The organism is Rhizobium sp. 01L410 (assembly GCF_056400165.1).
Genome location: NZ_JBFTST010000006.1, coordinates 176,971 through 189,699, shown reverse-complemented (window position 1 = coordinate 189,699; position 12,729 = coordinate 176,971). Strand labels below are relative to the sequence as shown.

Annotated in this window: 15 protein-coding genes; 7 read left to right on the top strand and 8 right to left on the bottom strand. The window is 62.5% G+C overall.

The annotated features are described in order from the left end of the window. Nucleotides 1-51: 51 nt before the first annotated feature. From AC1DV9_RS15240 to AC1DV9_RS15220, 5 genes are read right to left on the bottom strand one after another with little or no spacing between them, the layout of a single operon-like run. Complete coding sequence (locus AC1DV9_RS15240) at nucleotides 52-1,011, bottom strand: glycine--tRNA ligase subunit alpha (RefSeq protein WP_477948818.1); 960 nt, start codon at nucleotides 1,009-1,011, stop codon at nucleotides 52-54. Between the two features lie 56 nt (nucleotides 1,012-1,067). Then, nucleotides 1,068-1,517 (bottom strand): PIN domain-containing protein, encoded by a 450-nt coding sequence (locus AC1DV9_RS15235; protein ID WP_477948816.1) that lies wholly within the window; start codon nucleotides 1,515-1,517, stop codon nucleotides 1,068-1,070. Further along, entirely contained in the window at nucleotides 1,514-1,744 is a 231-nt protein-coding gene (locus AC1DV9_RS15230) for an AbrB/MazE/SpoVT family DNA-binding domain-containing protein (protein ID WP_112390531.1), read from the bottom strand. Before AC1DV9_RS15230 ends, AC1DV9_RS15235 begins: the two co-directional genes overlap by 4 nt. Nucleotides 1,745-1,798: 54 nt before the next feature. Continuing rightward, on the bottom strand, nucleotides 1,799-1,990 hold the full coding sequence (locus AC1DV9_RS15225; protein WP_112538087.1) for a hypothetical protein: 192 nt from the start codon (nucleotides 1,988-1,990) through the stop codon (nucleotides 1,799-1,801). A gap of 21 nt (nucleotides 1,991-2,011) precedes the next feature. Continuing rightward, a complete protein-coding gene (locus tag AC1DV9_RS15220; RefSeq protein ID WP_477948814.1) occupies nucleotides 2,012-2,872 on the bottom strand; it encodes a S49 family peptidase in 861 nt (286 codons plus the stop codon). A gap of 187 nt (nucleotides 2,873-3,059) precedes the next feature. On the opposite strand from AC1DV9_RS15220, the gene AC1DV9_RS15215 reads away from it, so the two are divergent. Next, nucleotides 3,060-4,400: an Nramp family divalent metal transporter gene (locus AC1DV9_RS15215; protein ID WP_477948813.1), complete on the top strand. Its 1,341-nt coding sequence runs from the start codon at nucleotides 3,060-3,062 to the stop codon at nucleotides 4,398-4,400. On the opposite strand, the gene AC1DV9_RS15210 is transcribed toward AC1DV9_RS15215, so the two are convergent. Together AC1DV9_RS15210 and AC1DV9_RS15205 are read right to left on the bottom strand one after the other, a co-directional pair. Then, nucleotides 4,397-5,173, bottom strand: a complete 777-nt coding sequence (locus AC1DV9_RS15210) for a tRNA1(Val) (adenine(37)-N6)-methyltransferase (RefSeq protein WP_477948812.1) — start codon at nucleotides 5,171-5,173, stop codon at nucleotides 4,397-4,399. The genes AC1DV9_RS15215 and AC1DV9_RS15210 overlap by 4 nt on opposite strands. A 4-nt stretch (nucleotides 5,174-5,177) precedes the next feature. Continuing rightward, entirely contained in the window at nucleotides 5,178-5,405 is a 228-nt protein-coding gene (locus AC1DV9_RS15205) for a putative signal transducing protein (protein WP_112390537.1), read from the bottom strand. Between the two features lie 108 nt (nucleotides 5,406-5,513). On the opposite strand from AC1DV9_RS15205, the gene AC1DV9_RS15200 reads away from it, so the two are divergent. The 4 genes from AC1DV9_RS15200 (at nucleotide 5,514) to moaB (ending at nucleotide 9,928) form a co-directional block, all read left to right on the top strand. Further along, nucleotides 5,514-6,530: a polyprenyl synthetase family protein gene (locus AC1DV9_RS15200; protein ID WP_112390538.1), complete on the top strand. Its 1,017-nt coding sequence runs from the start codon at nucleotides 5,514-5,516 to the stop codon at nucleotides 6,528-6,530. Nucleotides 6,531-6,660: 130 nt separating this feature from the next. Continuing rightward, entirely contained in the window at nucleotides 6,661-8,493 is a 1,833-nt protein-coding gene (locus AC1DV9_RS15195) for a tetratricopeptide repeat protein (RefSeq protein ID WP_477948810.1), read from the top strand. Between the two features lie 6 nt (nucleotides 8,494-8,499). Beyond that, on the top strand, nucleotides 8,500-9,381 hold the full coding sequence (locus AC1DV9_RS15190) for a 4-(cytidine 5'-diphospho)-2-C-methyl-D-erythritol kinase (protein WP_477948808.1): 882 nt from the start codon (nucleotides 8,500-8,502) through the stop codon (nucleotides 9,379-9,381). 1 nt (nucleotide 9,382) lies between these two features. After that, nucleotides 9,383-9,928: a molybdenum cofactor biosynthesis protein B gene (moaB, locus tag AC1DV9_RS15185; RefSeq protein ID WP_477948806.1), complete on the top strand. Its 546-nt coding sequence runs from the start codon at nucleotides 9,383-9,385 to the stop codon at nucleotides 9,926-9,928. A gap of 2 nt (nucleotides 9,929-9,930) precedes the next feature. On the opposite strand, the gene AC1DV9_RS15180 is transcribed toward moaB, so the two are convergent. Further along, the gene (locus AC1DV9_RS15180) at nucleotides 9,931-10,449 is read right to left on the bottom strand and encodes a glycosyltransferase family 2 protein (protein ID WP_112390542.1); all 519 of its coding nucleotides are present in this window, start codon (nucleotides 10,447-10,449) and stop codon (nucleotides 9,931-9,933) included. Nucleotides 10,450-10,587: 138 nt separating this feature from the next. Here AC1DV9_RS15180 and AC1DV9_RS15175 point away from each other — a divergent pair, with 138 nt between their 5' ends. Continuing rightward, complete coding sequence (locus AC1DV9_RS15175) at nucleotides 10,588-11,745, top strand: PA0069 family radical SAM protein (RefSeq protein ID WP_112538095.1); 1,158 nt, start codon at nucleotides 10,588-10,590, stop codon at nucleotides 11,743-11,745. Between the two features lie 219 nt (nucleotides 11,746-11,964). After that, the gene (locus AC1DV9_RS15170; RefSeq protein WP_477948804.1) at nucleotides 11,965-12,657 is read left to right on the top strand and encodes a ribonuclease HII; all 693 of its coding nucleotides are present in this window, start codon (nucleotides 11,965-11,967) and stop codon (nucleotides 12,655-12,657) included. Nucleotides 12,658-12,729 lie beyond the last annotated feature (72 nt).

The window sequence follows — 12,729 nt, the reverse complement described above, 5'->3', positions numbered from 1 at the left end:
AAGACTTGTCATCCGCGAACTCACGGTATCGTGAGCCCCTGATATGCGGATTTAAGCAGCGTCCCTGGAGAGGTTCACCCCACCGGCATCCGTCAGCAGGAAGGCCTCACCGCAGGCTTTGGCCAGCGTGCGAACGCGCAGGATGTAGCCCTGGCGTTCGGTGACCGAGATGACGCCGCGGGCGTCGAGCAGGTTGAAGACGTGGGAGGCCTTGATGCACTGGTCGTAGGCCGGGAAGACGCATTTGTGGAGGCGGTGATTGTCGCTGTCGCCGGGAGCGCCGGCGGCGAGAAGCGCCTGGCATTCCTTCTCGGCATCGATGAAGTGGCGATGCAGCATCTCGGTATTGGCGAATTCGAAATTGTGACGGGAATATTCCTGCTCGGCCTGCAGGAACACGTCGCCATAGCTGATCTTCTCGTCGCCATCGCGGCCGTTGAAGTTCAGGTCGTAAACGTTGTCGACGCCTTGGACATACATGGCGAGGCGCTCGAGGCCATAGGTCAGCTCACCCGCGACCGGCGAGCATTCGAGACCGCAGACCTGCTGGAAATAGGTGAACTGCGAGACTTCCATGCCGTCGCACCAGCATTCCCAGCCGAGACCCCAGGCACCCAGCGTCGGGCTTTCCCAGTCGTCCTCGACGAAACGGATATCGTGCAGAAGCGGATCGAGGCCGATGGCTGCCAGCGAGCCGAGATAAAGCTCCTGCAGGTTCGGCGGGTTCGGCTTCAGGATGACCTGATACTGGTAGTAGTGCTGCAGGCGGTTCGGGTTTTCACCGTAGCGGCCATCCGACGGGCGGCGCGACGGCTGGACATAGGCGGCCTTCCACGGCTTCGGGCCAAGGGCGCGCAACGTGGTTGCGGGATGGAAGGTACCGGCGCCGACTTCCATGTCGTAGGGCTGCAAGACCGCACAACCCTTGTCCGCCCAGTAATTATGCAGGGTGAGGATCAGCGCCTGAAAGGAGCGCTTCGGGTTCATATGGTCGGGGATCGATGCAGACATTGGAAGTCACCGGTTGCTTATTTTGCCGGGACAGGTGCCACGGCGGGGGACAAGGGTCAAGGCTTTTGAATTTGACCCTGCGCCTCATTCTTCGCAGCCGCCTTGAATGGATTTGTTATCGTCAGGCGGCTCTCGATCACGAGCCCATCGTGCATGTCTTCCGAATAGAAGCACTCGCATTGAGTACGAAGCGCCGCAGCTATCATGGCGGCATCGTAGAAGGAAAGATTATACCGGGCGGCAAGTACGACGGCCTCCTGAGATAACGTCTCGTCGACTGCGACGACAGCCGCCGCAACAGTCACGACGTTTTGCAGCAGCTCCCCAATATCCAGCCACGACATGCCAAGCTTCTTGTGAGCGGCATTAGCGAACTCATTGAGCGCCTGAGCGCTGATAATGAACGGCCGCTCAAGAAGCTCACCAGCCACCATGGACTTTGGGTCGTCGCTGACCGCGTAAATCAGGATGTTGGTGTCGAGGAAATGCGGAGAGATTGATCTCATCGCTGATTTGCTTCATCCCGACCGAACTTCCAGCCTTCCGGCAGCTTGATTTTGAGCGACCGGATTTTCGCGAGTGCTGTGGAGCGCGTATCGTTGCGCTCAATCTCGAAGGAGCGGTCACCGGCAATCCTGATCGCGATGTCATCGCCTTCTCTCAGGCCCAGCGCGTCGGCTACTGCTGACGGGATCCGTACAGCAAGACTGTTACCCCATTTCGCGACCTGCATGACCGTACTCCATGATATACATTAAGAATGTATATCATCATATGACGCCAAAAGCTACTCCTCCTCCCGCTTCACCCTGTACTCCCCCGTCACCGGATCCTTCACCAGCGTGCCGACAGCGCCCGTCTGGCGTTCCTTTTCAGCGCGGCGGGATTTTTCCTGCAGGCGCTGGGCGTCGGAAATAAAGCGGCGGTAGAGCCACCAGCCGGCGCATATCAGGATGATAACAGTAAAAAGCTGCGCCATTGCCCCTCGTTCCGCCCCTTCTTATAGTCCGAACCGGCTCCACAATGCCTTTTCTTCGGCCGCTTCGACAAGTCCCGTCGCGAGACCGGATGCCGCACCGTCGAGCGACATGCTGGAGATGCCGGGAACGCGGCGGCCGAAGAGACCGCGGGCAGCGGTGACGAGTTCCAGTTTGGTCTTGTGGCCGTAGCGCTTCTTCAGCTCCTGGCGCATGTCGCCGAGGCCATCGATCAGACCGAGTTCGAGGCCGCGCGCGCCGGTCCAGAACAGGCCGGAGAACACCGTCTCGTCATCCTTCAGCTTGCCGGCGCGGCGCTCGCGCACCATCGCGATGAAGACCTGATGAATCTCGAGCTGCAGGGTCTTCAGGTATTCGATGTCCTTTTCCTTCTCCGGCTGGAAGGGATCGAGGATCACCTTGTTCTCGCCGGCGGTATAGACGCGGCGCTCGACACCGATCTTCTTCAACAGCTCCGGAAAGCCGAAGCCGCCGGAGACGACGCCGATCGAGCCGACGATAGAGGTCGGGTCGGCGATGATCTCGTCACCCGCCAGCGCGATCATGTAGCCGCCGGAGGCCGCGACATCCTCAACGAAGACAAGCACCTTCTTCTGCTTCTCGCGGGCGAGCTCGCGGATGCGGGTGAAGATGAGGCGCGACTGCACCGGCGAGCCGCCCGGTGAATTGATCGAGATCGCGACAGCCGGTGCATCCTTGGCGGAGAAAGCCTTTTCCAGCATCGGCGCGACCGAGGCCAGATTGAGCGCCGGACGGAACTGATTGCCGCCGCTCATGATGGCGCCCTGGAGCCTGACGACAGGAATAACCACCCCTTCCTTTCGGAAGCGCTTCGGCATCAGCTTTCTCAAAAATCCGGCCATTTCAAATCCTTCTTCGCGTTTCGGCGTCGCAATCCATGTATGCAGCGGAACGGCAAACGCAATGGGTGCGTTCCGAAAAGACCCGGAATGCAGGCGAAAGGCTGTTGTTGCGATTTCTTGTTGCGAATGACTTGCATTATCATTCTAATCGGTCATAGTGCGAAAATAGGAAACAGGTGGAAATGACATGGATGTTTTGAATCCGCAGAGAAAAGGCGGCTGGCGGTTCGACCGCGAGGAGGCTTCGCTCTCCGACGTCTATCGCAGCGTCAACACGAGACGCGACGGATCGAAACTCCGCAGGATCGCCGCCTTCGCCGGTCCGGGCTACATGGTCGCGGTCGGCTATATGGACCCCGGCAACTGGGCGACGTCGCTCGCCGGCGGCTCGAAGTTCGGCTATGCGCTGCTGACGGTTGCGCTGCTGTCGAACCTGATGGCGATCGTACTGCAATCGCTTTGCGCGCGTCTTGCCATCGCTTCCGGCCGCGATCTGGCGCAGGCCTGCCGCGATGCGTTTCCGAAGTGGGTTTCCATTCCACTCTGGGCATTCGCGGAAATCGCCATCATCGCCACCGATATCGCCGAGGTGATCGGCACAGCGATCGGCCTCAACCTGATCTTCGGCGTGCCGCTGGAACTCGGCGTGCTGATCACCGCACTCGACGTCTTCCTCATTCTCTATCTGCAGAAAATGGGTTTCCGCTGGGTCGAGGCCTTCATCATCACCCTGCTCGGCGTCATCGCCGTCTGCTTCGGCGTACAGATCCTGCTCGCCGATCCGCAGTGGGGCGCCGTGCTGACCGGCTTCTTCCCGACGACCGAGATCGTCACCAATCCGGAGATGCTCTATCTGGCGCTCGGCATCCTTGGCGCCACCGTCATGCCGCATAATCTCTACCTGCATTCCGGCATCGTGCAGACCCGCGACTTCGGCCACACGCTGCCGGAAAAGCGCGAGGCGCTGACGTTTGCGACGATCGACTCGACGGTTGCGCTGTGTTTCGCGCTGCTGATCAATGCCTCGATCCTGATCCTGGCCGCCGCCGCCTTCAATGCCAACGGGCAGACTGACGTGGTGGAACTCGGCGAAGCGCATTCGCTGCTCGCGCCGCTGCTCGGTCTTGCGATTGCCCCGACGCTGTTCGGTATCGCGCTGCTCTGCTGCGGCCTGAATTCGACGGTGACGGCAACGCTTGCAGGCCAGATCGTCATGGAAGGCTTCATCAAGATGAAGGTGCAGCCATGGGTGCGCCGTCTCATCACTCGCGCGATCGCCATCATCCCGGCCGCCTTCGTTACCATCTGGTACGGCGATGCGGGAACGGCAGAGCTGCTGATCCTGACGCAGGTGGTGCTCAGCCTCCAGCTCTCCTTCGCCGTCTTCCCGCTGGTGATGTTCACCGCCAGCAAGGCGAAGATGGGCGAACTTGTCGCGCCGCGCTGGCTCTCGGCGATCGCCTACCTGATCGCCGTCGTCATCGCCGGGCTGAACGTCAAGCTGCTACTGGATTTCGTGATCGGCTAAAGCCGCTCATAGGCCGCGCGGCCATTGTTGAAATCATCGACGAGAGGGGAGAACTTGTGGCTCCCCTCTTCGTGCATGATCAGCGGCGCCCGCAGCGAAAGCCGCGCCCGCGAACCCTTGATCGCGGTCACCAGGATGCGGACCGCGTTTTCGCCCTGGCGCGGATGAATGGCGGTGATCTCGATGCCGCCGAAGCGGCGGCCGCAGGCGGCGATGATCTCGGCGATCGATTCCGGGCGGGCAATCAGCGACAGCTGGCCGCCGGGGATCATGATGGCGCCGGCGGTGCGAATCCAGCTTTCGAACAGGCCTGATGTCATCGCATGCGCTTCCGCCTTCAGGGCATCGGGCGTCTTGCGGTCGCCTGCATCGTTGAAGGGCGGGTTCATGATGACGTGGTGGAAGCTCTCGTCGAGCAGCCCGGCGTCGTTGCGGGCCTTGGCGGTCAGCGTCACATCGGCTTCGACCACAGAGACACGGCCCGCCATATGGGCATTGTCGGGCAGCGCCATGCTGCGCCTCGCATAATCGGCCATCTCGGACGAACGCTCGAACAGCACGGCTTGCGCGTTCGGCAGCCGCGACGCAACCGCCAGACCGGCCGCACCGGCGCCCGCTCCGAGATCGGCGACCTTGATAACCCGGTCGTCGGCAACCAAAGCGGCGAGCAGCATTGCATCCATGCCCGAGCGGTGCCCCCGGCCCTTCGGCTGGACGATATGGAAGCCGCCGCGGTGGAAGGCATCGATCGTTTCGGAAACCGCTGGCGCCATCGGCTCACTTTTCCGCGCGCAGCTCGTCGGCCAGACCGGCATCGGTGAGGATACGGCGGGCCTGGGCGGCGCGCTCGTCGTCAACCAGCAGGCGGCGCGGCAGCATGCCGAGCGAACCTTCCAGAATGCTCATGCCCTGATCGGCCACGAAGCAGTGAATTCCGGCGTCCTTTAACAGGCTCTCCGCAAAAGAGAGCAGGACGGGATCGTTGGCGCGGATAAGTTCATGCATTTGCGGTCAATTCCGTTTCAAATTTGCGCTACGCGACAATTCACCCCTTGCCGCTTCTCCCGCCCCTTTCTATTGTCAAACTCAATGAGTGAACAGGAGTCCGGGTCGTTGGGCGTGGTCATACCGCTTGAAGAAAGCAAAAACAAACTGGCATCCGTCAAGCCGCTGGTCGATTTGACAAAGGCGGATATGGATCGGGTGAACCAGCTTATCCTTTCGAAGGCCGGTTCCGACGTACAGATGATCCCGGAGGTTGCCAACCACCTGATCTCCTCCGGCGGCAAACGTCTGCGCCCGATGCTGACGCTCGCCTCGTCCTGTCTGTTCGGCTACAAGGGCGAAAACCACATCAAGCTCGCGACCTCCGTCGAATTCATGCACACGGCAACGCTCTTGCATGACGACGTGGTGGACGAAAGCGATCTGCGCCGCGGCAAGTCCACCGCCCGCACCATCTGGGGTAACCAGGCCAGCGTTCTCGTTGGCGACTTCCTGCTCGGCCAGGCCTTCCGCATGATGGTCGATGTCGGTTCGCTCGATGCGCTCGACGTTCTCTCCTCGGCTGCCTGCGTCATCGCCGAAGGCGAAGTGCTGCAGCTTTCCGTCGCCAAGAACATGGAAACCACCGAGGACGACTATCTCTCGGTCATCCGCGCCAAGACGGCGGCTCTCTTTGCCGCGGCGGCCGAAGTCGGCCCGATCGTTGCCGAGGCCGGCAAGTCCGGCCGCAATGCGATGAAGTCCTACGGCATGAACCTCGGCCTCGCCTTCCAGCTGGTCGACGACGCGCTGGATTACGGCGGCAAGGCTGCCGATCTCGGCAAGAATGTCGGTGACGATTTCCGCGAGGGCAAGATCACCCTCCCGGTTATCCTGGCCTACCGCCGCGGCACGCAGGAAGAGCGCGCCTTCTGGCGCGATGCGATCGAGGGCGGCAACAGCACCGATGCGAACCTCGAAAAGGCGCTCGGCCTGATCACCAAATATGGCACGCTGAACGATACGATCGCCCGGGCGGTCCACTATGGCACGATCGCGCGCGACGCCCTGGCGCCGCTTCCCGATACGCCATGGAAATCGGCCATGATGGAAGTCATCGACTTCTGCATCGAGCGCGTCAACTAATCAAAGGTCTTTGATCGCGGGCTGATTTTGTTGCAGGGCCGCTTCAAAAAAGCCATCCTGTTGTGAATCAGTCATCGCAGCTGATTTCGCGGCCGGAGCTTTGCCGGCTGCATTGAAGAGAGGTTTTCTAATGCGGCAGAGATTTGCCATCCGTCTTCTTTCGAGCGCAGCCCTTGCAGCCGTCCTTTCGCTCGGCGCATTGAGTGGCGCGCATGCCGAAGACGCGGCGAAGACGGAAGAAGCCAGCCCGACCGTGATGTTCGATCCGGATACGGTTTCCACCTTCTCCGGTGCCTTCCTTGCTGCCCGGACGGCCGATGTCGATCACGACTACAAGACGGCAATCGAGCTCTACAAGAAGGCGTTGCAGATCGAGCCGGGCAATCCGGAAATCCGCCAGCGCCTGATGATCTCGCTGCTGCTCAGCGGCGATTTCAAGGAAGGCGTCAAATACGCCAACGAGCTGAAGCTCGACCCGAGCATCGAGCGCGTGACGACCGTCGTTCGCAGCATGGATGCCGTCAGCCGCGGCGACTACAAGGGCGCCGAAGCGATCCTGAAATATGATGGTCCGAACGATCTGGACCGGATGATGAACGACCTGCTGTCGGCCTGGTCGCGCCTTGGCGCCGGACGCGGCAAGGAAGCGCTGGCGATGGTCGAGAAGATGAAGGGACCGGACTGGTTCCGCATCTTCCAGAACTACCATGCCGGTGCGATCGCCATCGTCAACGGCAATATCGCCTCCGCCCGCAAGCACCTGAACGATGCCGTGCTCGACAAGGATGGCGGCGCCACGGCGCCCGATACCTTCATGCGCTCGATCATGGCGCTGGCGCGCCTCGAGGCATCGCAGGGCAACAAGCAGAAGGCCCTGGACGCCATTTCCGTCGGCGATAACCTGCTGCCGAACTACGCGCCGCTGAAGGCGCTGCGCCAGAGCATCGAGAGCGGCGAAAAGCCGAAACAGCAGGTCGAGAACGCAGCGCAGGGTGCGGCTGCCGTGCTCTTCTCCGTCGGCGCCGCGCTGAACCGCGATGGCGCCGAAGACATCGTTTCGCTCTACCTGCAGACCGCCAATGCGCTTGATCCCGACAGCCCCGATACGCTGGTTCTGCTCGGCGGCATTGCCGAGAAGCAGGAACAGATGGACCGCGCCATCGAGTTCTATCAGAAGGTTCCGGCGGATTCGCCGATGCGCCGCATCTCGGAACTGCAGCTCGGCCTGGCGCTCGCCCAAGGCGGCAAGGTGGACGAGGCGCGCAAGCATCTGCAGCAGCTGATCACCTCCGACCCGAGCGATATCCGCAGCTACCTCGCCTATGGCAGCGTCCTCTCGGACGCCAAGGACTATCCGGCGATGGCGGCCAATTACGACAAGGCCGTCGAGGCAATCGGCGCGCTGCCGGGCCGCTCCGACTGGACCGTGTTCTTCCAGCGCGGCATTGCCTATGAGCGGCTGAAGAAGTGGGATCAGGCCGAGCCGAATTTCCGCAAGGCGCTGGAACTCAATCCGGACCAGCCGCAGGTTCTGAACTATCTGGGCTATTCCTGGATCGACATGAACAAGAACCTCGACGAAGGCCTGACGATGATCAAGAAGGCCGTCGATCTCAGACCTGACGACGGCTACATCATCGACTCGCTCGGCTGGGCCTACTACCGCCTCAACCGTTTCGACGACGCCGTTGGTGAGCTGGAGAAGGCCGCTGAAATCAAGGCTGGCGACGCGACGATCAACGATCACCTTGGTGATGCCTACTGGCATGTCGGCCGCAAGCTTGAGGCCGTCTATCAGTGGAACCGGGCGCTGAACTCGCAGCCCGAGGAAGCCGAGATCCCCAAGATCAAGGACAAGATCGCCAACGGCCTGAAGCCCGAGAACGACGACGCCAAGTCTGCCGACAAGAAGCAGCCGGACCCGGCTCCGGTCGCTCCGCCGCCGGTCGACAAGAAGTCCTGATAGCGCATGCCGGATGCGGAGAGCCGCCGTTTCACGGTGACTGAAGACGCGCCTGCGAAAATCAATCTGGCCCTGCATGTGACAGGCCAGAGAGACGATGGCTACCATCTGCTCGACATGCTGGTGACCTTCACGGCGCATGGCGACCGGCTGAGCTTTACCTCTGCCGGTCGAGACGGCTTTACCTTGGGCGGGCGCTTTGCCGCTGACATCGGCGGCGAGCCGGACAACAATCTGGTACTGAGGGCGCGCGACCTCCTGCGCCAGGCGGCTTTCGCCCAGGGTGGCCACGCGCCTGCGGTTTCCATCCATCTCGAGAAGAACCTGCCTATCGCCTCAGGGATCGGCGGCGGTTCTGCGGATGCGGCCGCGGCTCTGCGCGGCTTGCAGCGCTTCTGGAATGTGCGCGTGTCTGCCGATATCCTTTCGGCGCTCGCCCTGCAGCTTGGCGCCGATGTGCCGATGTGCCTGGAAAGCAGGCCGCTGATTGCGCGCGGGATTGGCGAGGAGATCGAGCGGATCGCCCTGCCCCGGCTCTATCTGGTATTGGCCAATCCGCTGAAGGCCGTCTCGACGCCTCAGATCTTCCGGCTGCTGACCGAGAAGAACAATCGGCCGCTCGATCTTGCGGCCGGAGACTGGATGGCGGCGATTGCCGCCAACCGCAACGATCTGGAGCCGCCGGCACGCAGCCTGACGCCTGAAATCGCCGAGATCTCCGCGCTGCTTTCAGAGAGCGGCGCAGGGCTCGTGCGGATGTCCGGATCGGGCGCCACCTGCTTTGGCATCTTCCCCTCCCTTGCGACGGCTGAAGCGGCCGAGCAGCAGCTTCACAGGCTGCGGCCGGACTGGTATTTCCAGGCAACGGAAACAGCCGCGGGAGAGTGACATGCCTGGCATAGACGAGAACCGTCCGTTCGTCCCCGTCGGCATCGCCGTGCTGACCGTCTCGGATACCCGCAGCCTGGAGAACGACAAGTCGGGCGATACGCTCACCGCCCGCATCGCCGAGGCTGGTCACAAGCTGATCGACCGCGCCATCGTGCAGGATGACAGACAGGCGATCGCAGCGCGCGTAAAGGCCTGGACGGAGACCGACGGCATCGACGTCGTCATCACCACCGGCGGAACCGGCTTTACCGGCCGCGACGTGACGCCTGAAGCGCTGGAGCCGCTGTTCGAGAAGCGCATGGACGGCTTCTCGGAGGTGTTTCACCGCATCTCCTATGACAAGATAGGCACCTCGACGATCCAGTCACGCGCCACCGCAGGCGTTGCCAATGCCACCTTCATCTTCGTGCTGCCGGGCTCTCCCGGCGCCTGCAAGGATGCCTGGGACGGGATATTGAAGGCACAGCTCGACTACCGGCACATGCCCTGCAATTTCGTGGAGATCATGCCGCGGCTCGACGAGCATCTGAAACGCGGCGGCTGATTCTAGCGAGCGGCCCGCGCCACCCAGGAAGGAATCAATTCACTGGAGAGCTGCCTGAGCTTCTGTCCCTTGGGAAATTCCGACAGCCGCATGCCGCTCTTTGCCGAGGCGATCGCCTGGTTCTTGGGGACAAGATAGGCAAGCTCCAGCGGTGGCACCGAGCGGCCGAGACGCTGCAGCAGCGGACGGCGATAGGCACGCGAGGCGGTGAAGCGGGCGGGCAATCTGTTCAGCGCCACATATTCGGCGATCTCGTCGATCCAGCCCGCCTGCGGGCGCGCGCCCGGCTCGACGAAGAGCAGCCATTCGCCACGCGCCGAGCGCAATATGTCGTTGATATCCCACTCAGAATGAAAGCGGCAACCGGCCGCGTCCGCCACCCGCGAGGTGCCGTCGCGCGAGCCGTGATCAAGCACCACGACATCGCTGACAAGGCCTTCGACCGCGCCTGCAACCAGCACCGATAACGTCTGCGCCAGCTCCGGTTCCTGATCCTGGCACTCGAGAACAACTGTCAACATTGCCTATTTATAATGCGCCGCACAAAACTTTGCCAGCGCGACTTTCCTCATTTTGTTCTTGCATTGTTCTCGTTTTCTGATTAGGAATTTAATCATCAAGAACGGGCGAAGGTAACGCCTCCGCTGCGGGAGAATCCGATGAACGAACAGTCCCTTGCAGGGCAGGCCGCATTCGCGCCTGCCAACACGGCAGATATTGCCGAAGCGCTGATCGCCCAATCTGGTCTGCGCGTGGATGCCGAACGCCGCCGCGGACGCGGTGCCGGACTCAATCCCGGCGGACGGTTCGAGCCGCAGAGCCGCGAGGCCTTCGACGACGGCTGGCAGACGCTGGAAGAACTGCCGCCCTTCAAGACCGAAGTGCAGATCGAGAAGCCGCGCACGGCGATCACCCGAAACGAGTCACCCGACATTCCGTTCGACCGGTCGATCAACCCCTATCGCGGCTGCGAGCATGGCTGCATCTATTGCTTCGCCCGGCCGAGCCACGCCTATATGGGGCTTTCGGCGGGGCTCGATTTCGAGGCCAAACTGTTTGCCAAGCCGGATGCCGCCAAGCTTCTGGAGCGCGAGCTCGCCAAGCCCGGCTACAAGCCGCGGGTGATCGCGATCGGCACCAATACCGATCCCTATCAGCCGATCGAGAAGGAATGGCGCATCATGCGGCAGATCCTCGAGGTGCTCGACAAGGCCAATCATCCTGTCTCGATCGTCACCAAGTCGGCGATGATCATGCGCGATATCGATATCCTGAAAAGCATGGCGGAACGCGGTCTGGTGCGCGCCTCGCTGTCGGTGACGACGCTCGACCGCAAGCTGGCGCGGACCATGGAGCCGCGCGCCTCGACGCCGCCGCGGCGGCTGGAAGCGATCCATGCTCTGAGCGAGGCCGGTATCCCGACCTCCGTCATGGCGGCGCCTGTGATCCCGGCGCTGAACGACCACGAGATCGAACGCATTCTCGATGCCGCGCATGCTGCCGGTGCGCGCGAGGCGGGCTATGTCATCCTGCGGCTGCCGCTGGAGGTCTCGCCGCTGTTTCGCGACTGGCTGCTGCAGCATTACCCGGATCGCTACCGGCACGTCATGTCGCTGGTGCGCTCGATGCGCGGCGGCAAGGATTACGACGCCGATTTCGGCAAGCGCATGAAGGGTGCCGGCCCCTATGCCTGGCAGATCGCCCGGCGCTTCGAGATGGCCACCAAGCGGCTCGGCATGGTCAGGCGCAGCATGCCGCTGCGCGACGATCTCTTCGTGCCGCCCGATGGCAGCGGCGTGCAGCTGTCGCTGCTCTGAAGCTTCCCGCCCGCTGGCACGGGCGCGAGGAGAAACGGCACGTCCGTTTCAAACGGCAGGCAGACGATGCCTGCTGAGGAATTACCCGCAGGAGACCGCCGCCCTGGTCTCTTGCACGCCGCGAATGGGTCCCCTGCCCCTTCGCGGTCCTAGCCCCCGGCCCGCCGCCCTGTTCCGGGGGCTTGCAGGAAATCGGGTTGGCGTGCGAGGTTCAGCCGCATGAAACGTCGCACGCCACCCGATTCTCCTCTGCTTTTCGAAGACGCGCCGCTCACTCCGGATTTCAAGCTGGAACTGAGGGCCCGCAAGGCCGGTCACTGGCCGGTTGCCGGTGCCGACGAAGCCGGGCGCGGTCCTCTGGCTGGTCCGGTGGTGGCTGCCGCCGTCATCCTCGATCCCAAACGCATTCCCGAGGGGCTGAACGATTCCAAGCAGCTCTCGGCGGCCAAACGCGAGGAGCTGTTCGTGCAGATCCTGGCGACGGCGACGGTCTCGATCGCCTCGTCGAGCGCCACCCGCATCGACGGTACCGATATCCGCAAGGCGAGCCTTGATGCCATGCGCCGGGCGATCTGCGGCCTTTCCCTTCCGGCCGCCTATGTGCTGACCGACGGCCTCGACGTGCCCCAGGGGCTCGATTGTCCGGGCCAGGCGGTGGTCAAGGGCGACGCGCGCTCCGTCTCGATAGCCGCCGCCTCGATCGTCGCCAAGGTCACCCGCGACCGGATGATGACCCGCGCCCACCTCGTCTTCCCCGACTATGGCTTTGCGGCCCATGCAGGCTACGGTACGGCCCAGCACCGCGCGGGGATCGAGCGGTACGGCCCGTGTTCGCTGCACCGGATGACCTTCCGGCCGTTGCGCAAGGATGGGGCGGAGCTTGCGGTGACGCAGGAGATGCTTGGGGATTGAGGGTGCGGTACGGGCTGAGTTTACGTCACCCGTTGCACTTCGCTTCCGCAAACCAGCCCAAGTTCAACGCTC

Excerpts from the sequence above, each read along its gene's own strand:
- AC1DV9_RS15240 (WP_477948818.1), bottom strand. The coding sequence starts at position 1,011 with ATGTCTGCATCGATCCCCGACCATATGAACCCGAAGCGCTCCTTTCAG.
- AC1DV9_RS15235 (WP_477948816.1), bottom strand. The coding sequence starts at position 1,517 with ATGAGATCAATCTCTCCGCATTTCCTCGACACCAACATCCTGATTTAC.
- AC1DV9_RS15230 (WP_112390531.1), bottom strand. The coding sequence starts at position 1,744 with ATGCAGGTCGCGAAATGGGGTAACAGTCTTGCTGTACGGATCCCGTCA.
- AC1DV9_RS15225 (WP_112538087.1), bottom strand. The coding sequence starts at position 1,990 with ATGGCGCAGCTTTTTACTGTTATCATCCTGATATGCGCCGGCTGGTGG.
- AC1DV9_RS15220 (WP_477948814.1), bottom strand. The coding sequence starts at position 2,872 with ATGGCCGGATTTTTGAGAAAGCTGATGCCGAAGCGCTTCCGAAAGGAA.
- AC1DV9_RS15215 (WP_477948813.1), top strand. The coding sequence starts at position 3,060 with ATGGATGTTTTGAATCCGCAGAGAAAAGGCGGCTGGCGGTTCGACCGC.
- AC1DV9_RS15210 (WP_477948812.1), bottom strand. The coding sequence starts at position 5,173 with ATGGCGCCAGCGGTTTCCGAAACGATCGATGCCTTCCACCGCGGCGGC.
- AC1DV9_RS15205 (WP_112390537.1), bottom strand. The coding sequence starts at position 5,405 with ATGCATGAACTTATCCGCGCCAACGATCCCGTCCTGCTCTCTTTTGCG.
- AC1DV9_RS15195 (WP_477948810.1), top strand. The coding sequence starts at position 6,661 with ATGCGGCAGAGATTTGCCATCCGTCTTCTTTCGAGCGCAGCCCTTGCA.
- AC1DV9_RS15190 (WP_477948808.1), top strand. The coding sequence starts at position 8,500 with ATGCCGGATGCGGAGAGCCGCCGTTTCACGGTGACTGAAGACGCGCCT.
- moaB (WP_477948806.1), top strand. The coding sequence starts at position 9,383 with ATGCCTGGCATAGACGAGAACCGTCCGTTCGTCCCCGTCGGCATCGCC.
- AC1DV9_RS15180 (WP_112390542.1), bottom strand. The coding sequence starts at position 10,449 with ATGTTGACAGTTGTTCTCGAGTGCCAGGATCAGGAACCGGAGCTGGCG.
- AC1DV9_RS15175 (WP_112538095.1), top strand. The coding sequence starts at position 10,588 with ATGAACGAACAGTCCCTTGCAGGGCAGGCCGCATTCGCGCCTGCCAAC.
- AC1DV9_RS15170 (WP_477948804.1), top strand. The coding sequence starts at position 11,965 with ATGAAACGTCGCACGCCACCCGATTCTCCTCTGCTTTTCGAAGACGCG.